The organism is Alkalispirochaeta americana (genome assembly GCF_900156105.1).
Lineage (GTDB): Bacteria > Spirochaetota > Spirochaetia > DSM-27196 > Alkalispirochaetaceae > Alkalispirochaeta > Alkalispirochaeta americana.
In genome coordinates this window covers 155,408-179,489 of sequence record NZ_FTMS01000004.1, presented here as the reverse complement: position 1 = coordinate 179,489, position 24,082 = coordinate 155,408, and the positions used below count along the sequence as shown (strand labels likewise).

The window sequence follows — 24,082 nt, the reverse complement described above, 5'->3', positions numbered from 1 at the left end:
TCCCTTCAAACCATGTCGATCACGTTCTGGCCTCGACAATCTTCAGAAAGTCCGGACTTGTCGCCAGGAGGTGGTCATACGCCCCTTGAGCAACAACAACCCCTTTGTCCATCAGCACAATGTTGTCACAATTCCTGACGGTGCTTATACGGTGCGCAATGAGAAGGATCGTTTTTTTGTGCGAGAGATTATCGATAGCCGTCATGACTTGGGCTTCAGTCACATTATCAAGGGCGCTTGTTGCCTCGTCCATCACCAGCACCGCCGGATCGTGATATACCGCACGGGCGATTCCAATCCGCTGCCGCTGGCCCCCCGAGAGACGGACTCCCCGTTCACCCACAAGCGTATCAAATCCCTGGGGCAACTCCTCCTGTATAAAGCTCAAGAGGTTTGCCGTCTCTGCAGCACGCTGAAGTCGATCGGGATCGATTTGTTTGTGGGGCACACCAAAAGCAATATTCCGGGCAATCGTATCATCGCTTAAATAAATGTGCTGTGGAACGTAGCCCACACCAGCCTGCCAGTTGCGAACGTTCTCGGGAGTAATCTCTACGCCATCAACGCATAGTTGACCCGATGCGGGTGAAAGCAACCCCAGAATAATATCAACAGTGGTTGTCTTCCCGCATCCTGTGGGGCCCACAAAACCAACAGTTGTGTTTTTTTCTATTGTGATCGTGAGATCTTTCAGAACCTCTGTCTCCGCTCCGGGATAGGAAAAACAGACCGTTTCCAGGGAAATCGCCTGGTCCAGACTCATTCGGGGGGGCGCAGTTTTCGGGCCCAAAAAGCCTGCATCGGGGTTGCTCATGAGTTCCCGATAGATCAACTCCACCGCCGGCTGACTTCCTCTCAACTTGGCAATGTTCTTGTACAAAGCGTCCAGCGTCGGCATCAGCCGATATCCTGCTACAGCATAGATGCTGACCATCGCCACCGCGCCTTCCAGGTCTCCCGAATCATGGATAAACCAGAGGACCACCAGAATGATCATGGAAAAAACGATGCTATCCAGGACATATTTCGGAAGGCTTCCATAGACAGTTTTCAGGGTCACAAAGCGGGCTATTTTCCGGGAGGGCTTCTTGTATTCATCAAGAAAAACGTTCTCTTTTCCCATGAGCTTTGCATCCTTGATTCCGCCCAGAACCTCACTCACCACCTGGAACCGCCGCTTGTTTGCCTCCAGCCGCAATTGTCCAATTCTGAACAGTCTCATCCGGGTTACCGCATAGACGCTCCCATAGACACCTCCCAGAGCAAGGGTCATCACGGCAGCAACGAGAGGATCCAGAAGAATCAGGAAAATCAGGATCGAGAGGGTAATCACCGATTTGGTGAGACACTCCAGCAGGGGAATCAGAAAGTTTTTAACCGTCTCCTGAACCTCTCCCAGAATGTTCCGGGTCAGCTCAGAGGAGTTGCGATTCAAGAAAAAGGCATAGGGCTGCGAAAGGTACCGCGCCAGCAACCGGGTTGATATCGAGTGAGCCCGCATTTGCCCAAAACGGATCTCGGCGTAACGCACCACAGCAGCAATAATATTCCGCAAAACGGTGAAGGCAATCACAGCTAACCCGATGGCGACCACAAATTGAGCGTCGTTGGAAAACCCGAAGACCCGATAGGCCCACTGCAAATAGGGGTTCGTGCGGATGACAGAGGGATTTGTAACAACCGCAAGAAAAGGTCCGATAGAACCGACACCCACAACTTCGACAAGAGCAAGAAGGACGATGCCAAAACACAAAAACACCAACCGCCGCTGTTCTTTTGGTGAGAGGAGGGATAAAACTTTGCTTATCGGGTTTTTCTCGTCTTCTTTCTTGTGTTCTCGTTTTTTGTGTTCTCGTTTTTTGTGTTCGCCTTTTGTATGTTCAGGCCTATGCGCTTTCATATGGTCTCACTTTCCTTTGTATTTCCTGCTCTTCTGCCACGACTGCTCATGACCCGCCCCATCACCTGGTCATGCCCATCCACAGCAACCCCAAAACCTCGTAGAAAAACCGCTCCGTCTTCTCCAGGGCCGAGGCCGAAGGAAAAAAGCTCCAGGGACTCAGCGAACCCTGATCCGTCAGGTACTGGGCCGGAGCAGGCACAGGATCGATTCCCTCACGCTGAAAGAGAGCTTTTGACCTGAGCATATGGCAGGCGCTTGTCACCAGCACAACCCTCCCGTTCGGCCCCTTCGCTTCGTTGCCCCAGCCGGAGGACTCCTCAAGAAATCGGCGGACGGCCCGGGCCTCCTGGCGGGTATTATACGTTTTCTCGAGCATTATCACCTGCTCCCCGGGAACGCCCAGGGCACGAGCTGTCTCTCCAGCCACGAAGGCCATAGCGGGACCATCTCGGGGTGAATCTCCGGTAAACACAAGGAGCGGCCGTCTATCATCGTCACGGCCTCCCGAAACAAGGCGGATTCCTTCCAGAACTCTTCCCTGGGAGCTTCGGCTGAGCCGCGCTGCGCCGGTTCTATCCTCCCGGAAATGGGATCCGCCCCCCAGGACCACCACAATATCCGTGTCAGCAGGGATCTCTTCCAGGGTGGTAAAGGGATTCTCCAACGTTCCCAACAGGAACTCACCAACAGGATCCCAGGAAATCAGAAACAGCCATACCACTGCGCCGGCAGTCAGCCCGCGGGCAAGGCGCCGCCTCCCGCCCCGCAGGGCAATCCAGGCCGCCAGGGAGATCCAGAAGAAGAGAGGGACCGGGAAAAAGAGCCGGGCGATGATCTTCTGCGCCGCGAAAATCACCCGGCACCCCCGTAGCCGATGCCGATCAAATAGGCCTCGAAGGACTCGCGCCGCACCGCCTCGGGTCGATACAAAGCGGCCGAGGAAAACCTCTGCCGGAGCTGTCCGAGCAGGGCCTGTTCTCCACCTCCCTGGAAGATCTTTGCAGCGAAGTTTCCCCGGGACGACAACCACTGCGGCAGATAATCCAGAATGGACTCTACCAGCGCCTCGGATCGCCCCGTATCGATAAGCCGGTTCCCCGTTGTTGCCGGGGCTGCATCGCTGAGGACCGTCTGAAACGGACCCCAGGCAGAAATCGCTTCAGCAAGAGCGGGGGCGGTGAAATCCCCCTGAAGACAGGTCGCTCCTGCCAGGGCCATCTCCTGAAGATCCACAGCAAGGACATGACCCGCGCCGGCGACTTCCAGGGCGTACTGCGTCCACGATCCGGGAGCCGCGCCAAGATCGAGGACCTTTTTCCCCGGAGAGAGGAGACGGTGTTTTTTCTGGATCGCCTCCAGCTTGTATACGCTCCGGGCGTGATAACCCTGAGACTGCGCTTTCCGGGCCAGATGGTCCTGACGCCGGCGTCCGGTTTTTGCCATATGCCAAAGGTAGCAGATCATCCGTCCCGGCACCAGTCATCGCGGTAGCCCCACGTCCCGATAGCCCCCTGTCTCCAACCCCTGCTCATCGTCATGACCCCACGACTTGACGATCCCCCGCGAAAGGCAATACCGTTGTCCCGTGAGAAACCAACCAATATGGCGCCGGCCCCTGCCCTACCGCGAAAGCAATGTCACCTTCATTCTGATCGGCATTAACATGGCCGTTTTCTTTCTGACCACCATGAACCATAGTCTTGCAACGCTTCTGGCCATGAATCCCATCCTGACCGTGGCCCGAGGGTTCTGGTGGCAACCCTTCACCTACATGTTTGCCCATTCCGGGATGCGCCACCTGCTCTTCAATATGATGGGGCTTTTCTTTTTTGGCACCCAGGTGGAGCGGGAGCTGGGAAGCTACGAGTTCCTCCTGTTCTATCTGCTCACAGGCGTCCTGGCAGGCTTCTTTTCTCTGGCCATGTACTGGTTCACCGGAACCTACATGGTCTTCCTCCTCGGCGCATCGGGAGCGGTCTTCGCGGTGCTCCTGGCCTTTGCCACCTTCTATCCGAACGCCCAGATCTTCATCTTCGGGATCATTCCTGTCCGAGCCTCCATGCTGGTGATCGGCTATACCCTGATCGAGCTCTTCTCTCATAGCCGGGGCGGCAGTAACGTAGCCCACATGACACACCTGGCGGGGTTCGGCTTCGCCTATCTCTACTTTGTCATCCGGTTGCGAATCAGCCCGTGGCAACGATTTTTTCGCTGACCGCTCTCGTCGCACTCTCACTTGCCGGGCCGCTTCAGGACGCGGCGGCCCGCAACCCGGCCTCCCGGGAGGTCATTACCCTCGAAATATGGACCATTGAGGATACCCTGATCCACCAGGACGGATCCTCCCCGGAAGAGCGTCTTCTCCGGGAAGCCCGATACACTCTCTCGGGAATGATCTACGGCTGGGATTTTTCCTACACGCCGGGCGACCGGCTCCGGCAGGTGGAAGAACTCTTTCACCTTGAACCCCTGGGTACTGTTCCCTGGGGAGCTCCGGAACTCCGGCTCCGGGAAACCAGAGTTCGCGATGGAACCCGCTACGGGCAGTTTGATTACCGCCTCCCGCCGGAGGCGCAAGCCCACCGCTCCCAGTGGGAATCCTTTGCGTCCCTTCACAGCAGCGGCACAGCCAGAGCAGATCTTCTGGAGGGATACCAGGGAAAGATTGCAGCCCTGGAAAAGGCTCTGCACCAGGCTGTCCGGGAACACCTGCGCCCCCGCCACCCCAACAAACCCCACCAGGTCCGGGGAAGCCTGGTGCTTTCCCGCCCTCCCCGGATTCGTACCGTTTCGGGATATTATGAGGCCACGGTAACAATCGCCCTGGAGATCCGGGATGCGACGGACTACCTCCTGTTCTGACTCTTCCAGGCCCCTTCAGTCGCCTGGTTGAATACGCGATATCTGGTTGACTTGATATCTGGTTGACTTGATATACCGTAATACAGTAATAAGCTGTTATCTCCAGGCGGCCTTCACAAACCCACCCCGGCCGAAGGACACGAAGAGGCTTGGCTATATCAATTCTACATGGAGACACCCCAATGAAGGGTATTGTGCTTTTTTTTCTGTTTCTCCCCCTGATCCAGCTATCTGCAGGACCGGCCCAATTCCGGTGGCATCAGGTTGAAACCGACCAGTTCCGAATCATTTTTCAGGAGAAGGACCGCCCGGCAGCCGAAGAAGTGCTGAGCCTGGCTGACGAGGTATACCGAAAGACCTCTTCCTACATGGACTACCGGCCCTCGGAGCGGGTTCCCGTGGTCATCTATGGCGACACCGCCCAGGCCAACGGGTTCTTCACGCCCTTTCCGGGACACATTGCCCTCTTTGTGGCCAGTCCCGCCGGACCCTGGATGGGAGCCCGCACCGAGAACTGGCTGGAAACACTCTTCATCCACGAACTGATCCACTACCTGCACCTTACGCGCCCCGTGGGGTTCTTCGGCTTTCCCTCCCGTCTCTTTGGCCCTCTCCTGGCGTCGGCGAGCATGATCTTCAGCCCCGGCTGGGCGATCGAGGGTGTCACAGTCTATGGTGAGAGCGCCCTTGCCCCGGGAGGACGGGGAGACAACCCCTTCTTCAAAATGCAGGCTCTGGCCCCGATTCTCGAAGATCGCATGTATACCTACGATCAGGCGGCGTTCAATCACCCGGCCTACGCGCCGCGAGGAAGGATCTATACCGCCGGATACCTCATGGTGGATTACCTGATGGAGACCTACGGCGACGATATCTTTGTTCGCCTGAACCGATCCTTTCAGCGAGCTCCCTTTCTGGGTATGCGCCGGGCGATCCGCCGGACCACGGGCGTGAAAGCCCCCGATCTCTACCAGTCCATGGTGGACGACCTGAGAAACCGCTACGATCACCGACGGGATCTTCCCCGGGGCGAAGAGCTCTCGCCGGCCGGGCCGGGGCACTGGGATCTGCCCGTCCCCACAGAACGGGGGCTCGTCACCTGGGGAAATCACTTTGACCGGGGTCCCGGCCTTTACGTGCAAAAAGCTCTCCACGAACCCTGGCGTCTCCTGGCCCGAACCGAAGTAGCTCCCGGTGAATCCTGGACGGTCGACTCCCGGGGAACCCTGGCCGTGGTGGCCACCATAACCACCGATCCCTACCGGCCGGGAATCCCCCCCGCCACGGGCGTTGCCTACTCCGACCTCTTTCTGCTGGACCTCTCGGCACGCTGCGAAAGCCGCGACTGGTTCCAGCCCCCCCCGTCACGCAGGATCACTCACCGGAAACGGCTCTATCATCCAGCTCTTTCCCCCGACGGATCGCGGCTGGTAGCGATAGAACGCCAGGGGTCCTTCAGCCGGCTCGTCTCGGTTGATATCGCGTCCGGTTCAATAACTCCCCTGGTTGAAGCCCCCAAAGAGGTTCTTCGAAACCCCGCCTTTTCACCCGACGGGTCTCTTCTTGCTTTGACCGCAAACTACCGGGGACAGCAGCGCCTCCTGGTTGTGGCCTATCCCTCGGGCGAGATTCTGGAAGACCGAATGATTTTTTCCCGGGCACCCGATGCTGCGGTCTATTACCCGCGTTTCCACCAACCTTTCCACCAACCTTCGGAGGACGCAGCCTCCCGGGAGAGCCTCCCCCCAAAGGCCCCTCCCCTGGAAATCTGGTACGGCGGAGACGCCGAAGGGTTTCTCTCGCTCTACCGGAGCGTTCTCTCAGACCAGGGTCTCACGCCGCCCCAAAGAATGCTTCGCGATCAGGTGGGCGCCTGGGGGGGCTTCCCGCTCCCCGCGTCCGGGGAGCCCTCCATGTCCAGGGAAGCCACCTCCGAAGAGACGGGAATCCTCTACGGCAGCTATTCTTCGGACGGCCAAAACCTCAAACTGGGCGAGTCCCGGGCCGAGGAGCCCGCAGAAACGCTGCCGCCGAAAAACACCTTCTCGCCGGTCACCCGTGCCGATGCCGATGTCGGTGCCGGTGCCGATGCCAATCAAGATCAAGGTCGAGGCAGCCACCGCGAAAGGGCAACGATTCCAGCCTCTCCCAGGCCCTACCGTGACACTCTGCGTCCTCTTTTGTGGACGCCCCTGGCATCGGCCCAGCGAGGCGGGGATCAGGGAGATTCCCTGGACCTGGGGGTATTTTTCCTCGCCTCCAGCAACCTGGGACGCCACACCCTGCAGGGCTACGCCCTCTACAACCCCGACGAGCAGGAACCATCGGGAGGTCTTGCCTACACCTTCTCTCCGGGGGTGTCACAGTGGACTCTGGAGACGGACCGTCAGTATGAACTGGACAAGGAGGACACCATTATCCGCACCACCGAAATAGCCGGCCGGGCCAGCCGGCTCCTCGGAGTCCGTCGCGCTCCGGGATCGGTGCGGGTCCTCACCGGGGAAATCGGTCTGGGATATCAGCTGGAAGAAGAAGAGCGACCCGACTCAACGACCACCACAAGAGAGATAGAGGGTATCCTGGGCCTTCAGTATCTCAAAACGGGACCGGGGGCCTCGCGGGATCTCTTTGGCCCCCCCAAGGTGCTCCTCGCCACGGAACTTTCCCTGGTCCCCGATCTTCTTGACGCCGATCCGGCCCGGCTGGAAAGCACCTCCCTGGCCCACTTCCGGTGGCAACCCTTGCGGAGGATCTCCGGTATGGCGGGAGCGATCCAGCTTGCCCCTGCGGGATACATCACAACCAGCACCGACGGGGATGCCCTGGGACGGCTCCCCTACCGATCGGGGGGATTCGACGACCGCCGAACTACAGGCAGCAGAGCACAACCCGACAGCGCCGACACGGCACTGTTGGCGCGGGCCGAAGTCCTTCTGCCGCTCCGTATTTCCGACGCAGCCTGGCGGGGAATCGGCACCATGGGGTCGGGGCTGGCCCTCTATCTGGAACAGGGCGCGGCCCTCTCCCATACCCGGATAGCGCCCACGGCATCCTCCGTGGTGGGGGCAGATTTTACAAAGGACGTTGTCTTCAACATGATTCCCCTGCGGCTCACCCTGGGGGCAGCTCGCCGCCTGCCCCACCCCGGAAGCGACACCAGCGAGGACTGGACAGTCTACTTCCGTCTGGGTGGAACCACTCTGGAATGGCTGGAATCGGCCCCCTGGAGAAGGAGCCCCCGGCGCTAGAAGCCGCCGGAAACGATCACGTCTTGAAGCGGTCCGAGGCCTCCCGGACCGCTCGCGACATCTCCTCGTTCCGGCCGCTCAGCTCGTGGATACTGGAGACCGCCTCCCCAATCACGGCGGTTCCTCCGGAAATATCCTGCATGAGGGCGTTCACCTGGCGGCTGATCTCAACGAGTTTGCCCATTTCTTCAAGAATCGTGCGGGAGCCCGCCGATATCTCGCCGATTCCCCCGTTCACCTGCAAACCCAGCTGCCGCATCTCCTGAAGATTGCCCAGCACCGCCTGGCCACCCTCTTCCTGTTCGCGCAAGGAGTCCCGGACACTGGTTTCAAGATCGTTCACGGTATCCACCATTTTCCGCATCGATGTGAAAGCCTCGTCGGCCTGGGACGAGGCCTGGGCGGCGTTTGTGACATACTCGCGGGTTTTCTTCAGCTCTCCCGAGATTATTTTGCTCTGCTTCGCCGAGTTCTCGGCAAGGTTGCGGATCTCCTCGGCTACCACGGCAAATCCCCGCCCGTATTCACCGGCGTGAGCCGCCTCAATGGCTGCGTTCATCGCCAGCAGATTGGTCTGGGCCGACACAGAGGCGATCAGCTGGTTTGCTTTCTGGAGCTGTTCCGACTGATCCACCACTTCGGTAATACGCTCCGTTACCTGCGAGAGCGTGTTTCGTCCGTGGTCGGATGCGTCCACCAGCTTATCCACATACTGATCCACGTGTTCCAGATTCCGCGTAATGGAGGATATGTTGGCCGCCATCTCTTCCACGGCTGCCGCAGAATCGTCGATGCTGGTGGTGAGTTGCTGGATCACCTGCTCCAGGGACGTGATATTTCCCGTAATCTGCTCCACCGACGAAGAGGACTCACCGATACTCGCATCCTGGCTGACAATCTCCTGGGCAACCCGGGAGACCACCTGCGCTATGGAATCGACCGAGGCCGTGGCGTTCTCCGTACTTTTATCCAGCTCCCGGGCATTCTCCTCCATCGCGGCGGTGGATGCCTTTATGCGAGTCACCGTCTCGGTGAGTTTCCCGGCAAAACTGTTGAAATACCGCGCCACCCGGCCGATCTCGTCGCGACGGTCTTCAGGAAGGCGTGCTCGCAGATCACCATCTCCCACGGCGATCTCCTTCAGCCGGTCCGCCGTGGCTGTCAGGGGAGCGGAGATGACCATTTTGGTCACCACCAGGGTAAAAAGAGCCCCCGCACACCCCAGAACGAGCGCTATCAAAACCAGGCGAAGCCCTTGCTGTCGCGCTGCCCGGCGAAGGGGCAGAACATCCACCACGGTCACCACATGACCCGTGGTGTTACCCGCAAAATCCCGGATTGGGCTATAGGCAAACTCGTGATGCCCTCTGAAGGAGACCCTGGTCTCGCCGCTTTCGCTCACCGCCTCAAGGAGAGCGGGATCGATCATTGCTTCCGGGTCAAGCCAGTCATCGGTAACGGCCACCACCAGGCTCTCTCCCACCCGAAGGCGGTCTGCCGCATCCCCCGCCAGGGCCCGCACGTCGGCGGCATCGGCGTTGACCAGGAGGATCACCCCCGTGCGCAGGGCCGAATCGAGAAACGAGACGATCGACGCCGCCGGGTAGTAGGCTTCGACACTGCCCAGATATTCCCCGTTGTCCAGAATGGGGGCGATACCACGCACCACAAAACCACCCCGGCCGTGTTCAACTGCCACCAGGGGGCGTCGGGTGCGGGCCACCTCAAGGATTGTCTTGCGGAAATCTGACAGATCATCCCCTGTCTCGTCTGTCCAGGTACGGAGGAAGCTCACGGCCGGAGCCTTGTGAAAGTGCAGACGAAACTCGTCCTCGCCAATCGCCTCGGCCAGGGCCCCCGCCAGGGGCCGCGCATACTCCTGAAGACGGCGCCGCCCCGCTGTCTCGTCGGGATCCCGATAGGCCTGGCGAACCTCCTGTTGCTGTGCCACCACGGCGGCAACCTGCAGGGCCTTTTCTCCCAGTTCCTGGGTCAGTTTCCCCGCCAGCGCGGCCTGGCCCTGAAGATTGTATTCCAGGGCACCCCGCGTGGCCCGGGACAGCCCGCGCGAGACAAGGAGGCCAATCACTGCCAGCAAGACCAGCAGCATTACCACAAAAAGAACAGCAACCTTCTGGGCCAGGGACGTTTTAGTATCTATCATTGCATGATCATTCTATCGGTAAACCTGCCCTTCGTCACGAAAAATGTGCGGGTTTTCTCCCTTCTGCAGCAACCGCGCTTCACCTGCAGGCCTTTCCGAAGGGCTCTTCAAAAGCATCCACGGGAAACAGCCTCGTGCCGTTGCAAACGGCACCGGGACCGTGTAGTTTTAAAGGTGTGATGACCAACCTGCTCTTTGCCTCCACCGACCCGGCGGAGTTGGAGTTTCTCCGCCGGTGCATGCCGGGAAACCACTTCCGGTGGAATCTCTATATCCCGGAAAACCCCGGGGAGGCCTCCCCCCTGGTCACTTCAGGGACGATTCACGTGGCTGTGACGGACATGGCCTACAACAAGGGCGCACTCCTGGAGGAGCTCTCTCTCTGGAACTACCCCACGGTGATCCTGGCCGAAAAAACTGACCTGGAGAAGCTCTCGAACACACCCCTGGGAATCACCACGGATATCCTCTTCCGTGGCGGCGAGTCCCGGGAATACCTCCAGGCGCTCCCTTTCCTGGTGCGGAAGGTCCTCAACGCCCAGGAATCGCTGGAGCGCCATAACTCGGCCCTGCGCAACACCGAACGCCGCTTCTACGATCTGGTTCAGGCTCTACCGGATATCGTCTATTCCCTGGACAACCAGGGTCGCATCACCTTCATCAACAACTCCATCACCGTCACGGGGTGGAAACCGGAAGAGCTTTTGGGAAAACACTTTTCCGTTCTTCTTGATCCCGCAGAAGTGCAACGAGTCAGCCGGGACCACGTGTTACCCGCTCTGGCAGGAACGACCACGGGAGCCGAGGCTGCCCCGAAGCTCTTTGATGAGCGCCGCACGGGAGACCGGCGCACGCAGAACCTCGAAATCCGTCTGCCCCACCGCAACGGAGTCACCAAAGAACCTCTCTACGGCACCGTCACGGCCTACGGAGAAATTAACGCTGCGGGATTTCTCTCTCCCGAGGAACTCCCTCACCATCCCGGCACGGTGGGGATCATCCGGGATGTAACCCACCGGGTAGAGACAGACCAGCTCCTGCGACAGGGCCTGGAGGAGAAGGAAGCCCTCCTCTCGGAGATACACCACCGGGTAAAAAACAACCTGCAAGTCATCTCGAGTCTCCTTAATCTTCAGGCGGGAGCGATCTCGAGCCCCCAGGCGCTCTGCCGCTTCACCGACGTCCAGAACCAGATCCAGTCCATGTCGCTCATCCACGAGTATCTCTACCAGAGCGATCACTTTGATCAGATCGATATCAGCATCTATGCCCGCCGCCTGGCAGACCATCTCCTGAGCACCTATTGCACCGGCGAGACGCACCCCAGAATTCTGCTGGAACTTGATTCCCTGACCATCTCTCTCACCCAGGCGGTCCCGGCGGCGCTGCTCCTGAACGAAGTCATTTCCAACTGCCTTCGCTGGTCCTGTTCGGACCGGAATCAGGGCACCATCACGGTTCGGGTCGAACTCAAAAAACATCAGAGAATCGCCCTGACCCTGACCACCCGGGACATCACGATCCCCCGGGGAAAAACAATCGCAGCCCGGGACGACCTGGGACGGGACCTCGTCAACGGCCTGATCGAGCAACTGGGAGGAGAACTCCCCCGGGAAAAGGGCGCTCCCGAGGTGTTTGAAATGGTCTTTCCCCGGCGCCACGAAACGGCACACCCCGGATCGGAGGACTAACCTGTTTTTTCTATGCCGCCGTGGTACATATATCCTTGTGCGATCGCCTTTATTGTTCGTAATCGGTTTCATTCTTGCAAGCTGCGGATCTCTACCGGTTTTCATGGCCGAACCGCCGCCGCCGTCTGATCCCGCAGCACAAACAACAGGGCCACAGGAAGGCCCGGCCATCGCCGAGGCAGCGCGAGCCCTGGTAGGACGACGGTCCCTGCGAATCCGGGGCCGGGTCTTTCCCTCCGACTGCAGCGGCGTTATCCTGGCGATCTTTTATCAGGCAGGAATCGACCTCATGCCAGCCTTCGCAGGGGAGACGGGAAACGGAGTAAAACGGCTCTGGAAGCTGGGAACGCCCCTTGAAGAATCGGATATTGCTCCGGGAGATATCATCTTCTGGGATAACACCTACGATCGAAACCGGAACAACCTCTGGGATGATGAACTCACCCACGCAGGGATCGTGGCGGCCATAGACGGGGAGGGAACGATCTCCTACGTTCACCACAACTATCGCCGGGGAATCGTGGAGGAGAAGATGAATCTTCTGCGCCCCCAAGACACAACCGTGAACAGCGCCATGCGTATGCGGGGACAACGAGACCCCGAGGGAGAGCGCTGGCTCTCGAGTCATCTCTTTCGCGAGGCCCGGCGGCTCTACTAGCGGAACCCGGCCAGGCTAGCAGGACCAGCCCGGGTTAGGGCCAGGCCGGAGAGCACCCGCCCTGGTTAAAACGTGCTGGCGTCCACAGCAGGACCATCACCGGCGGCATCCTCTCCAGTAATCGTCACAAAAACCCCGTTGGGCAAACACGCCGCCCACTGTCCCCGCCGGGAGAGGAACGAGGCGTAGACGCAGATCTTGTCCCGGCAAGGCGAGGAAACAAACCGGACCTGTTCGTCCTTGATTTCCACCAGGGTCTCACCCAAGGGGCCGGGGACCAGAATCTCCCGATCCTGCGAGAGAGGATAGACCAGATCGCCCTGGAAGCTGCGGATCTCCACCGTGGCCGGCGCACCTCCCCGGTCGGTGGCAAAAACCAGAAAGCCCGCCACCACGGCGGCCGCCACGGCAAAAATCAGAAAATCCCCGGGCCGGAGCAACCGCAGCAGCCGGAACCAGCGGAAGGCCCTCGGCGGAAATCCTCTAGCCCTTCCGTTTTTTGTCACGGATATAGATATTGTGGGCCGGACTGTTTTCCATGGGCCGCTCGTCCACCTCAAAAAGTTGCATTGCCCGGATCAGCTCGCCCAGCTTCTTGTAACCGTAATTGCGGGGGTCGAAATCGGGGTTGCTGTTGGCAACTTTCTGTCCCACCACGCCAAGAGAAGCCCAACCAGTATCGTCGGCGGCATCCTCAATCCCGTTGCGGACCATCGTTACCAGCTTGGTATCCTGCTTGAGTTCCTTGGCACCGAGCCGACGAGTACCGGTTGTTGCAGCAGTATCTTTGGTGTCGGGAGCTTGTTGCCGCCGAAGCACGTCGTTGTAGATAAACCGGTCACAGGCACGAACAAAGGCCTTGGGCGTTTTCTGCTCGCCGAAGCCAAACACCGTGAGCCCCTGCTGCCGCACCCGCTGTGCCAGGGGCGTGAAATCGCTATCGCTCGAGACCAGGCAGAAGCCGTCCATTTTCTCGGAATAGAGAATATCCATGGCGTCGATTATCATCTTCATATCGGTGGCGTTCTTTCCCTTGGTATAGGGATATTGCTGGACGGGCTGGACAGAATAGTCCAGAAGGATTTCCTTCCAGCCCCGCATGGAATCGCTGGACCAGTCTCCATAGATTCGCTTGATACTGGCAATCCCGTAGTTTGCCACCTCCTCCAGGAGGCCTTCCATGATTGCCGGCTGGGAGTTGTCCGCATCGATCAACACCGCCAGCCGCATTTGGTTATCGGTCATTCCTTGTTCCTCCCGTTACACTAGTCAGTTCCAGGGCAAGGGAAGCGGAGATTCCCGATGGGACAGATCCAGAAGAGAAGACTCTTCCGGATTCAGCTCTCCCGAAGCCCCCGAGCATACTGCCGTGACCAGACTGGTCCAGCGCAGATCCTCTCCGCTCTCTCCCTCCCCGGAAATCGCCCGAAGGTCGGTCCCGTCCCAGGAGAACGTACCTCGCCAGAAACGGCCCGAGCAATAGCCAAACCCTTCCCCGGCGTCACCGTAGAAGGTTCCCTGTGCGCGCCCCTCGGCATCAGGAGCGATCAAAAGCCGCAAGACCCCGTCACCGGCCTCGCCGGTATGCTGCCGGAGCCCCTCGTGGGGAAGGATGTAGCCCCCCCGCAAGTAGAGCGGAATCCGGTCCAGGGGAGCGTGTCCCACCACCACAGTGCCGCTTCCATCGGGCTGGCGGGGAACATCGATCCGTTCACCGCTCCAGAAATCGTACCAGACCCCGGCGGGCAGATAGACGCTCCGTTCCTGCACACCGGGCTCGCGCACGGGAGCCACCAGAAGCGCCTCTCCCAGGAGGAAGCTGTCTGCCCGGGAGGCAACCCGGGGATCCTGGGGGAACTCCCAGAGCAGGGGCCGCATCACAGGCGTTCCCCGCCGGGAGGCTTCCTCAAAAAGGGTATACAGGTACGGCATGATCCGGTAGCGGATCCCGATAAATCGCCGGGCAGTCTCCAGCGCCTCGGGGCCAAAACTCCAGGGTTCATGATCCCGGGTATCCAGGGCTGAATGAGCCCGGAAGAAGGGCGTAAAGGCTGCTGCCGCGATCCATCGCCGATACAGTTCGGCATCGGCGTTCAACTGGAACCCTCCGGCGTCGCCCCCCACGAAGGGAGCCCCGCTGAGCCCCACGTTGAGGAACATGGGGACCATCATGGCCAGGTGCTCCCACCAGCTATGGTTGTCCCCTGTCCAGATCGCGGCGTAGCGCTGCACCCCTGTTCCCCCGGACCGGGTCAGGACAAAGCCCCGTTCCTCCGGCCGGTACTGCAGAAAGGCATCGCGGGTTGCCCGGTTCATGCCGTTGGCGTATTCGTTGTGAACCCGGCCAAAGCTCACCGGCTCTCCCTCGTTATACGCCACCAGGTCATCGGGAACGGTGAAGTTCACCCGGAGCATCTCGTCGCCGGTGAAATCGGCAGGCTCGTTCATATCGTTCCAGATTCCGGCCACTCCTGCGTCAAAGAGGGTCTTGTGCCACCGTGCCCACCATTCCCGCGTGGCGGGGCGGGAAAAATCGGGGAACGCTGCGTCGCCGGGCCAGACCTTACCCACATAAAGCTCGCCCCCGGGACGGGTCAGGAAGGCTTTCTTTTCCAGTCCCGAGGCAAAGACGGGGTAGTCCACATCGGTCTTGACCCCGGGATCAACGATGGTGACAACCCGGAACCCCTGGTCCCGAAGGCCCTGTACCATCCGATCGGGTTCGGGAAAGCGCCGGTGATCCCAGGTAAAGACGCGGTAGCCGTCCATATAATGAATATCCAGATAGAGGACGTCGCAGGGAACCTTTTCTTCCCGAAATCTCTGCGCCACTTCCAGGACCCGCTCTTCGGGGAAATAGCTGTAGCGGCACTGCTGAAACCCCAAAGCCCATTCGGGCGGCAGGGGTATTCTTCCCGTGAGTGCGCTGTAGCTTTCTACCGCTTCGGGCAGGGACTCATCGGTGCGGAGGTAGCAATCAAAACGGTTGTCATAGATCTCGATCAGAAGGCGGCCGGGTTCGGCCTCTCCCACATCGAACCAGACCGTAGCCATGGTGTCGATAAAGAGCGTAACCGTACCACCGGGAGTCCAGAGATACACCACAGGATGGGCCTGGTAGAGGGCGCTCTTTTCCGGGCTGTGGACGGGCTCGTCGCAGTTCCACATCACCCAGGTTCGTCCCCGTTTGTCCAGACTGCCGGTTTTCTCGCCCAGCCCCATAACGTGAAGGTCCTCGCCCCGGGGTGTCGAGAGGGGGATGTCCAGAAGAATTCCGTCGCGAGACCGGGAGACACCCATCGTGGCAGGAAACCCCGGGGGCAAGCCGTAGCGGAGGCCTTCCACAGGAACTGCCTCAAGACCCCGCGTGTCTTCGTGGGGATTGTCGTTGGCTGCAACTCCCTGGGTGGCCATATCGTTCAGGCGATGAATACGGTCAGAGAAGAACTCCGGCCCGCTCCCCCCGGGCGGCACCGACGTGACATCGTACCAATCCCGGGCCGGTGCGGTATCGGGGTCCAGGGCAGAGCTCCGACCGCTCCGGGTCGTCCCATCAAGAGTAACCGCCAGGCGCAACCACCCGTCAGCCGACTGCTGCCACGCCAGATCGGTATGGGGCGCGGCGGGTCTAAACCAGTAATCCTGTCGCTGCTGCATGCCCGGAGTCTAACGGGCCTCCGCTTCTTCGGCTACCGCAGCAAGCTCTTCCTCCGAAAAAACCCGGTTGATATCAAGGATAATAATGAACTTCTCATCCTGCTTGCCGATGCCCCGGATAAAATCGGTGTTGATCCGGGTTCCAATTCGCGGCGGAGGCTCGATGTTTTCCGGCTCGAGGCTGATAACCTCCTGGACGCTATCGGCCAGGGCTCCTACGGTCACAACAGACCCGCCCAGCTCCACCTCAAGAACCACAATGCTGGTATCGATTGTTCGTTCCGTGGCCTCCATGCCGAACTTGAGCCGCAGGTCAATCACGGGAACAACACTCCCCCGCAGGTTGATCACACCCCGCATGAAATCCTGTGTCCGGGGAACCCGGGTAACCGTGGTGTATTCCAAAACCTCCTTTACGTCGTAGACCCCCACGGCGTACTGCTCATCGGCCAGGGTAAAAGTCAAATACTCATTCCGTTCGTCCCTGTGAACGTCATCACTCATGGCGCACCTCTCTTCGTCCTATAGTAATCCACCCGGCAGAAGCGTGCAAATTCGGGACGCACTCTACCGCATGGTTCCCCTCTGGACCTTCTCCACAAACCGCTCCACATCGCGATCGGCCAGGCCAGCCCCTTTGGCGGTCTTCTGAAGCTGTCCGGGAGTGATCGCCGCTTCTTCAAGCAGCGCCTGGAGCGCAGCGAACTCGCTTCTGGAGAACCGGATCCCTCCCAGGCGGTGCTCCTCGAAAGCTTCCGTCGCCAGGGGACAGACCCGACGAACGAGATCAATCAGGACCTCGGCGTAGGCCCTGATTTCGTACTGGGCGTGGCTGTCCAGACGGAGGGCCAGAAAATGAAAGAGGTTATGCAGATCGATCTGCCAGTACCATTCGGTGTAGGTGCTGAGGGGCAGGTTTATCCGCGCCAGTTCGCGGGCCACATCCTTCGAGAGCAGCTCCTCATAGGCCTGGTAGGAGCGACCCTGCTCCCGGGCAAGGGCTTCCTCAATCTCGTGCTGCTGATCCTCCGAAAAACCCTGAGCAGAGCGGCCCTGTTTATTATCCTGAGCCTGGGGCGCGATCACATCTCCCCGGGGACGGTAGAACTCATCCTTCATCACGCTGTAGCGACCGCTGATCTCGTTGAGCCGCGCCGTGCGGTGACGGACCCACTGGCGCGCCACAAAGATGGGCATTTTGGCATGAAAGGTAAGCAAGACCTGCTCGAAGGGCGAGGTATGAAGGTTCCGATATAAATAATGGATGAGCCCCCGGTCTTCCCGGTAGGATTTTGTACCAGCTCCGTAGGAAACCCGGGCCGCCTGGACGATCCGCTGATCTCCCCCGCAATAGTCTACCAGCCGGACAAAGCCGTGATCGAGAACGGGAAAGGCCTGGTCCAGGATTTCCTCCGCCGCAGGAACTATTTCGTGTGCCATCGTGGTTTCTCCTCTTCTGATCTTCTGAACCGCTGTGCTGTTGAAGCTCCGGTCGCATTTTTTCGCGTCCCTGGCCCGCGCCGCCTGCCGGAAACGCGAAAAAAGAACTATATTCTCATGGTGATGAAACGATCAGCTTCCGTTATCCCTGGTGCTCCGCATCTGTTTACCCTGGTTCTGTCCCTGGGAACGCTCTTTCTGGGAACGGCGTCTCTCCCCGTAACGGCTCAGACCTCGGGAGCCACGGCGCACCTCGAGGTCTACGCCGTTCAGAACGACGATAACAGCTTTGACCTCTTTGCCCGGAACGACCACTCCATCCCGATCTACATTAGCGTTGATTTTGATCAGCTCGTCAACCTTGCGCCAGAGACCAACCTGCCCTGGCGGGGCGCTATCCCCCCGGGAGATACACGACCGCTCTTCTCGCTCACTCCGACCGCCCAGCGGGGCCGCATCGGCTACAGTTTGCGATACCAGGCCGCTCTGGGAGACCCGGCCACAGCCAGCCACCACGATGATCACCTCTACCTTTTTCCCTTCGAGCACGGGACAAAGCGACGTCTCAGCCAGGGCTTTGGCGGGTCTTTCTCCCATTTTGGCGAGAACCGCTACGCCGTGGATTTCGATATGCCCGAGGGCACCCCCGTCTACGCCGCCCGAGGGGGACTGGTCGTCCACGTCAAGCAGGACGGCCGGGCCGGCGGCCCCTCTCCGGCCTACGCCGATCACGGCAACGTGATCGTTATTGCCCACGACGATGGCAGTTTTGGAAATTACGTGCATTTGCGGTTTCGAGGGTCCCGGGTACAACCGGGAGACACCGTTTCAGCAGGGGATCATATCGGCTACAGCGGAAACACGGGAATCTCCAGCGGCCCGCACCTCCATTTTGACGTGCGCCTGCCCCAGAGGGACGGGACGATGCAGTCTGTTCCCTTTCTGTTTCGCGGCCTCCAGGGAGAAGCCATCTCCCCCGAAGAGGGGCACTTCTACTACGCCAGCCACCCCGGCGGGGAGGATTTTCCCGTGGTCTTTGGCGAGGATCTCCGCAACCAGGACTTTGCCGATCACCTGGAGGAGGTGCCGGTCACCCACAGCGTCTCCTTCAGGACCGAGGAATACGACCTGACTCACGCGATCTACCTGCAAAACGGCTTTCCCGAAGCAATCCGCGCTACTGTGGGGTTCAACCTGGTCCACATGCGGGCCGAGGCAACCCTGCCCCTGGAAATCGAGGTCCCTCCGGCGAGCGAGGTCTTTCTCACCCTCCTGCGGGCAGACCCCGGGAGGGACCGCTGGCAGTACGCTCCCACCGTCCGGTTTCAGCGGCTGCGCTAGGGGGCGTTCAACCGCCGATAGCCCCGGCAGGCCGGAACAGCTTACCGGGGCCGGGATTCACCGGGAGGGCTGTTCAACCGCTGAAAAACCCGGTAGAGCGCCTGCGTTCCCTCTTCTGCAAGCCCTTCAGCCAGGGCGGCCTGGTAAAACTGGTTTGCCAGAGCCAGCCCCGGCAGCGCAATTCCCAGGCGCCGGGCCTCTTCCAGGGCAATCCCCAGATCCTTCACGAAATGGCGAATCATAAAGCCCGGGGCCATATCGCCCGAAGCAATCCGCATACCCAGATTATTCACGGACCAGCTCGCCGCCGCCCCGCTCCCGACCACACCGATCACCTCTTTCAGGTCAAGACCGGCCCGTTCGGCGTAGAGCAGCCCTTCCACCGTCCCGATCATGGTGGAGGCGATCAAGGTCTGGTTGATCGCCTTGGTATGCTGGCCCGCTCCGGCAGGCCCCATCCAGCGGATATTTTTCCCCAGAACGGCAAACAAGGGCGAAACACGATCGAAGGCGGCCCGCTCCCCTCCCACCATGATCGCCAGGGTTCCCTCCCGGGCCCCCACATCTCCGCCGGAAACGGGAGCATCCAGGGCGGCGATCCCCTGACGGGTTGCCAGTTCGGCGATCTCCCTGGCCAGCGTGGGCCGGGAGGTGGTCATATCAACCAGAACAGGAGCCTCCTCACCCGCATCGATCCGGTCCCGGGCACCAGCCAGAGTCCCCTCCTCTCCCAGGACCACCTCTTCCACGTCCGAGGGATACCCCACAATGGAGAAGACGCATTCGCTCCGGCGAGCCACCTCCCGAGGCGAATCACACCACACCGCGCCCTCCCGGAGGAGTTCCCCGGCCTTGGCACGGGTTCGGCTATACACCATCAGGCGATGCCCCGTCTGCAAGAGCCGGCGGGCCATGCTGGCCCCCATGATTCCCGTACCGATCCAGCCAATCTCTTTCATGTGGTTCATGGGGCACATTCTAGCAAGAAGGATAGCGGCAATCCAGTTCTTCCTCTCCGGCCTGGTTTTCCGAACCTGGAATAATTTCCCGGAACGCACCATACTTTATCGGGAGGTACAAACCAATGACTCTTTTGACAATATCCGCCTTTCTCGTTGCTGCGGTGTCCTTCGGGATTGCTCTGCTTCTCCTCGTTGTCGGCCTTCGCACCAGGCGGATTCACCGGCAGGAGCTCAGGGAAATCGCCTCCTTCATCCGGGACAATCTCATTCCCGATTACGGCGTGATCAGCACAGCCGTAACCGCAACCGGGAGTCTTCAGGAAGAAGCCGGAAAATGGACCAGCGATACCGCCACGGGGCAGATTCGAAAACACCTCGAGGCGATGCTCCTCTCGAACACCAGCTTTTTCGGAGTGTGGGTTGCCCTGAAACCGGGAACGCTCCGGGAAGTTTCCCACGGCCATCACTGTCCCTACCTCTACCGGGAGGGAGAAGATATCCTGGAGATGCAACTCCCCAACATCGAGGAAGAGCACTTTTTTATCCTTCCCCAAAAGAGCGGACACCTGGAATTACTGGAGCCCTTCGAGTACGACCTGAAGGGTGAGCAGGTGCTCATGACTACCATGGCTACCCCCATCTTCCGGGAGGGGGAAATCCTGGGGGTCTGCGGCGTGGATATACGTCTGCGCACCACCCGGAAGATCTTCCCCAACCTGCTGGATCTTCCTCCCAGCACGCCCCTGGTGATCGACCCCCAGAACCCGGGGTCCACAAATCTCACAGAAATCCGCCAGAGCGTCTACGCCGCCGAAAGCAATATGCGGGAAATGCTCTCCTCTCTCAAGGAGCTTCTCTCGTCCCGGACGCAGCTCGAGACGAACGTGGAAAAAACCCGAGCCGTCACAGAATACATCGCCGAGGCGGTGACGGCCATGATCGAGGCCACAGAAACCCAGGGAACCGATACCCGGGAAGCGGTAAGCGCCGTGGAGCAGATGAGCCGGTCCATCGAGTCTCTCTCTTCTCAGATCCAGGATCAGTCCACCATGGTAGAAGAGGCCTCGGCCGCCATAGAAGAAATGGTGGCCAACATCCTCTCCCTGCAAAAACTTCTTGCTTCCAACGCGGAGCGATTCTCCGAGCTGGACCAGCGATCCAAAACGGGGAACACCATGATGCAGGAGGTGGTTACCATCGTTCAGGAGATATCCAGCGACTCCATCGCTCTGAACGAGGCCAACGGGATCATCGCAGCTCTCGCCTCCCAGACAAACCTTCTGGCGATGAACGCCGCTATCGAGGCGGCCCACGCAGGAGAGTTCGGCCAGGGCTTCTCCGTGGTGGCCGGAGAGATCCGCAAGCTGGCCGAAAACTCTGCAACCCAGGCAAAAACCATTTCGGGCCGACTCAAATCGGTTCGCTCCAAGATCGGGCACTGCGTTGACACCAGCGGAAAGGCGCAAGAGACGATCCTCCGTCTGGACGAACTCATTCAGGAGGTGCGAAACCGGGAGCAGGAGATAAACGGAGCCATGAGCGAACAGGCAGCGGGCAGCACCGAGGTGACCAAGGCGTTGCACCACATGGTAACAATTACCGACGAAGTCTCGGGAGCCTCCCGGGAGATGAACGAGGGGCGGGCGCGCATGGTCGAGGCGATCCAGAGCATCGACGCCTCCACCCGGGCGCTCCAGGAACGGACCGGGGGAATTTCCCGGCAGGCAGCCGTCCTGGAAGAAACCGTTACCACCGTAGAAACCGTGGTCAACGAGATAGCCCGCACCATGTACATCAACGGCGTGGCCTGAGAAGTATCCGCAGGGTGTTCAGGACGGTAAGAACCGTGACACCCACGTCGGCAAAGACGGCCATCCAGAGCGAGGCCACCCCCAACGCGGCAGCAACCATAACGGCAGCTTTGATCCCCAGAGCTGCCACGATGTTCTGGAACACCACGCTCCGGGTGCGGCGGGCTATCCCGATTCCCTCGGACAAAAGTCCCGGATCGTCCCCCATGAGCACCAGATCAGCAGCCTCCACGGCGGCATCGCTCCCTGCTCCACCCAGGGAGACCCCCAGATCCGCCCGGGCGATCACAGCGGCATCGTTGATCCCGTCGCCCAAAAAGGCGATCCCCCCGGGGATACCCTCTTCCACCAGACCTTCCATCTCCTGGACCTTCTGGTGGGGCAGAAGTTCTCCCATGGCACGATCGACCCCCAAGAGGGAACCAACACGCTCCACAGCTTTCCTGCTGTCCCCGCTGAAGAGAAAAATCTCCCCGATTCCCTGACTCCGCAACCGCTCCACCGCCTGAACCACCCCGGGGCGCAACTCATCGTTCAGAAGCAGATACCCCAGATAGCGATCTCCCCGGGCCACGTGGAAAGGAGACCCCTCCAGATCGCCCTCTCCGCCGGATTCAAGCCCCGCCTCCTCCCTGAGATGCCTTGCTGAACCGCCCCGGATAACCTCCTGAATCACCGAATCTTCCCCCGGAAAAACCGTGGTTCCCCGGCCGGGAGTCTCCCGAACCTCGTCCTGCCGAGCCCGGGTCTCCAGATCCTCCGTGGTAACAGAAATATCTCTGGCAGCAGTAATAAAGGAAACCACTCCCCGGGAAACAGGATGATTCGACGAACGGGCAGCCCGAAAAGCTGCCTCCACCAGCTCCTGGCGATCAACCCCCGGAGCGGGAACGACCTGGCTCACCGCAAAAGAACCGGTCGTAACCGTTCCTGTTTTGTCAAAGACCACCCGGGTAAGCCCTGCCAGCACGTCCAGGAAAGAACCTCCCTTGACCAGAATACCCCTGCGGGAGGCTGCCCCGATTCCCGCGAAGTAGGCCAGAGGAATGGAAACGACCAGCGCACAGGGGCAGGAGACCACCAGAAAGACCAGCGCCCGGTATCCCCAGAGGGAAAAAGAACCAAAACCCGCCAGAGGGGGAAGAACCGCCAGAATCACCGCCCCGACAACCACCAAAGGGGTGTAAACCCGGGCAAGACGAGTCATGATCTGTTCTGTCCGGGCCTTCCTCGAGGCAGCCTCTTCTACCAGGGAGATCATCCTGGCCACGGTGGATTCCGATTCCTCCGCAACGGCCCTGATCACCACCCGTGCATCGGTCACGACCGAACCGGCTCTCACGGCATCGCCCTGATCAAGACGCCGGGGCAAGGACTCCCCGGTAATCGCCGAGGTATCCACCGCGCAACATCCCTGCTCCAGGACCCCGTCAACAGGAACCCGCTCGCCGGGCAGGCACACCAGCAAGTCTCCCTCCCGAACCGAGCCAGCAGCCACCAGGCTCTCCTCATCCCCCTGGAGCAACCGGGCCGTGGCAGGCCGAAGGTCCAGAAGAGACTTCACCGCACCCCGGCTTCTCTGGACCGCAGCGGCCTGCAAGGTATCCCCCACCTGATAAAAAACCATCACCGCCGCCGCCTCGGCTCCCTCGCCAAGAAACCAGGCGCCCAGGGTTGCCACAGTCATGAGCATGCTCTCATCCAAGGGCCGTCCAGCCAAAAGCGTCCGGCCCGCCCGAAGGATCACGGAAAATCCCGCAAGAACGTAGGCAACAACAAAGAGCAGAGGCTGATCAACCAGAAAACCCAGCAGGAAAAAACCCGCCGCGCTCCCGGTCAAGGCAAAACGCACCCGGCTCTGGCTGTCCAGGGATCGAAGAGAAAAGCCATGTTTTTTCTGTGCATCCCCGGGTGCCCCCTCGGCTACCGGAGCCTGATCGTCCTCCCCGGAGGGACTCAGAAGCGATGCCCCCGGTTCTATTGAACGTACCAGCCGATCAAGCTGATCAAAGGATGGTGCCTGGTTCTCCCGGTTGTGCTGCTCCGCCTTTTCAAGGCGAAGGACTCCCGTGCCAATATGAACCGAGGCAGCAGCCACCCCGGGAAGCTTTCCCGCTGCCTCTTCTATCAGGGCAGCGCAATTCGAGCAGGACAGACCCGCCACGCGAAAAGTTTTAATTTCATTCATATGATCGCCTGCTCATACATTACCACCCCGTCGGCCCTTCGGCAACCCCCCTTCTGCTTCGTTTTCCGGTAGCCTCCAGGCCATCCCGATTCGTATGTTATGATGAGTATCCGGGAATCGGTCCCGGAGCACATTAGCCAAAACACCGCATGAAAGG

18 protein-coding genes are annotated in these 24,082 nt (G+C 60.0%); 7 read left to right on the top strand and 11 right to left on the bottom strand.

The window, feature by feature from the left end; translation table 11 throughout:
- Nucleotides 1-19 precede the first annotated feature (19 nt).
- The 3 genes from BW950_RS04635 to BW950_RS04625 all read right to left on the bottom strand — a co-directional run bounded on the left by BW950_RS04635 (nt 20) and on the right by BW950_RS04625 (nt 3,367).
- Nucleotides 20-1,759 (bottom strand): ABC transporter ATP-binding protein, encoded by a 1,740-nt coding sequence (locus tag BW950_RS04635; RefSeq protein WP_076488151.1) that lies wholly within the window; start codon nt 1,757-1,759, stop codon nt 20-22.
- 202 nt (nt 1,760-1,961) lie between these two features.
- Nucleotides 1,962-2,759 carry a YdcF family protein gene (locus BW950_RS04630; protein WP_076488119.1) on the bottom strand — a complete coding sequence of 266 codons (798 nt, stop codon included), beginning with the start codon at nt 2,757-2,759 and terminating at the stop codon, nt 1,962-1,964.
- A complete protein-coding gene (locus BW950_RS04625) occupies nt 2,756-3,367 on the bottom strand; it encodes an SAM-dependent methyltransferase (RefSeq protein WP_234969021.1) in 612 nt (203 codons plus the stop codon). The genes BW950_RS04630 and BW950_RS04625 overlap by 4 nt, the downstream gene beginning before the upstream one ends.
- 121 nt (nt 3,368-3,488) lie before the next feature.
- Between BW950_RS04625 and BW950_RS04620 the strand changes: the two genes are divergently transcribed.
- The 3 genes from BW950_RS04620 (at nt 3,489) to BW950_RS04610 (ending at nt 8,013) form a co-directional block, all read left to right on the top strand.
- Nucleotides 3,489-4,118 carry a rhomboid family intramembrane serine protease gene (locus BW950_RS04620; RefSeq protein ID WP_076488118.1) on the top strand — a complete coding sequence of 210 codons (630 nt, stop codon included), beginning with the start codon at nt 3,489-3,491 and terminating at the stop codon, nt 4,116-4,118.
- The gene (locus BW950_RS04615) at nt 4,097-4,765 is read left to right on the top strand and encodes a P-loop NTPase family protein (protein WP_076488117.1); all 669 of its coding nucleotides are present in this window, start codon (nt 4,097-4,099) and stop codon (nt 4,763-4,765) included. The genes BW950_RS04620 and BW950_RS04615 overlap by 22 nt, the downstream gene beginning before the upstream one ends.
- 182 nt (nt 4,766-4,947) lie before the next feature.
- Entirely contained in the window at nt 4,948-8,013 is a 3,066-nt protein-coding gene (locus BW950_RS04610) for a TolB family protein (RefSeq protein WP_076488116.1), read from the top strand.
- Nucleotides 8,014-8,029: 16 nt separating this feature from the next.
- Here the strand turns inward: BW950_RS04610 and BW950_RS04605 are convergent, their stop codons facing one another.
- Nucleotides 8,030-10,177 (bottom strand): methyl-accepting chemotaxis protein, encoded by a 2,148-nt coding sequence (locus BW950_RS04605; protein ID WP_076488115.1) that lies wholly within the window; start codon nt 10,175-10,177, stop codon nt 8,030-8,032.
- A 179-nt stretch (nt 10,178-10,356) separates the two neighbouring features.
- Here BW950_RS04605 and BW950_RS04600 point away from each other — a divergent pair, with 179 nt between their 5' ends.
- Both BW950_RS04600 and BW950_RS04595 read left to right on the top strand, forming a co-directional pair.
- Nucleotides 10,357-11,868 carry a histidine kinase dimerization/phosphoacceptor domain -containing protein gene (locus tag BW950_RS04600; protein ID WP_076488114.1) on the top strand — a complete coding sequence of 504 codons (1,512 nt, stop codon included), beginning with the start codon at nt 10,357-10,359 and terminating at the stop codon, nt 11,866-11,868.
- A gap of 103 nt (nt 11,869-11,971) precedes the next feature.
- Nucleotides 11,972-12,526 (top strand): NlpC/P60 family protein, encoded by a 555-nt coding sequence (locus BW950_RS04595; protein WP_083943720.1) that lies wholly within the window; start codon nt 11,972-11,974, stop codon nt 12,524-12,526.
- Between the two features lie 65 nt (nt 12,527-12,591).
- Here the strand turns inward: BW950_RS04595 and BW950_RS04590 are convergent, their stop codons facing one another.
- From BW950_RS04590 to thyX, 5 genes are all read right to left on the bottom strand, one after another.
- Nucleotides 12,592-13,032, bottom strand: a complete 441-nt coding sequence (locus BW950_RS04590) for a NusG domain II-containing protein (RefSeq protein ID WP_159438718.1) — start codon at nt 13,030-13,032, stop codon at nt 12,592-12,594.
- Nucleotides 13,010-13,771, bottom strand: a complete 762-nt coding sequence (locus tag BW950_RS04585) for an NYN domain-containing protein (RefSeq protein WP_076488113.1) — start codon at nt 13,769-13,771, stop codon at nt 13,010-13,012. The genes BW950_RS04590 and BW950_RS04585 overlap by 23 nt, the downstream gene beginning before the upstream one ends.
- Before the next feature lie 24 nt (nt 13,772-13,795).
- Nucleotides 13,796-16,183 carry a glycoside hydrolase family 31 protein gene (locus tag BW950_RS04580; protein WP_076488112.1) on the bottom strand — a complete coding sequence of 796 codons (2,388 nt, stop codon included), beginning with the start codon at nt 16,181-16,183 and terminating at the stop codon, nt 13,796-13,798.
- 9 nt (nt 16,184-16,192) lie between these two features.
- The gene (locus tag BW950_RS04575; RefSeq protein ID WP_076488111.1) at nt 16,193-16,687 is read right to left on the bottom strand and encodes a chemotaxis protein CheW; all 495 of its coding nucleotides are present in this window, start codon (nt 16,685-16,687) and stop codon (nt 16,193-16,195) included.
- Between the two features lie 63 nt (nt 16,688-16,750).
- Complete coding sequence (gene thyX / locus BW950_RS04570) at nt 16,751-17,623, bottom strand: FAD-dependent thymidylate synthase (protein ID WP_076488110.1); 873 nt, start codon at nt 17,621-17,623, stop codon at nt 16,751-16,753.
- Between the two features lie 123 nt (nt 17,624-17,746).
- Between thyX and BW950_RS04565 the strand changes: the two genes are divergently transcribed.
- Nucleotides 17,747-18,964 carry a M23 family metallopeptidase gene (locus BW950_RS04565; protein ID WP_234969020.1) on the top strand — a complete coding sequence of 406 codons (1,218 nt, stop codon included), beginning with the start codon at nt 17,747-17,749 and terminating at the stop codon, nt 18,962-18,964.
- Between the two features lie 41 nt (nt 18,965-19,005).
- Here the strand turns inward: BW950_RS04565 and BW950_RS04560 are convergent, their stop codons facing one another.
- On the bottom strand, nt 19,006-19,932 hold the full coding sequence (locus tag BW950_RS04560; RefSeq protein WP_234969019.1) for an NAD(P)-dependent oxidoreductase: 927 nt from the start codon (nt 19,930-19,932) through the stop codon (nt 19,006-19,008).
- 116 nt (nt 19,933-20,048) lie between these two features.
- Between BW950_RS04560 and BW950_RS15505 the strand changes: the two genes are divergently transcribed.
- Nucleotides 20,049-21,737: a methyl-accepting chemotaxis protein gene (locus BW950_RS15505; protein ID WP_076488107.1), complete on the top strand. Its 1,689-nt coding sequence runs from the start codon at nt 20,049-20,051 to the stop codon at nt 21,735-21,737.
- On the opposite strand, the gene BW950_RS04550 is transcribed toward BW950_RS15505, so the two are convergent.
- Nucleotides 21,721-23,925: a heavy metal translocating P-type ATPase gene (locus BW950_RS04550; RefSeq protein ID WP_076488106.1), complete on the bottom strand. Its 2,205-nt coding sequence runs from the start codon at nt 23,923-23,925 to the stop codon at nt 21,721-21,723. The genes BW950_RS15505 and BW950_RS04550 overlap by 17 nt on opposite strands.
- Between the last annotated feature and the right edge of the window lie 157 nt (nt 23,926-24,082).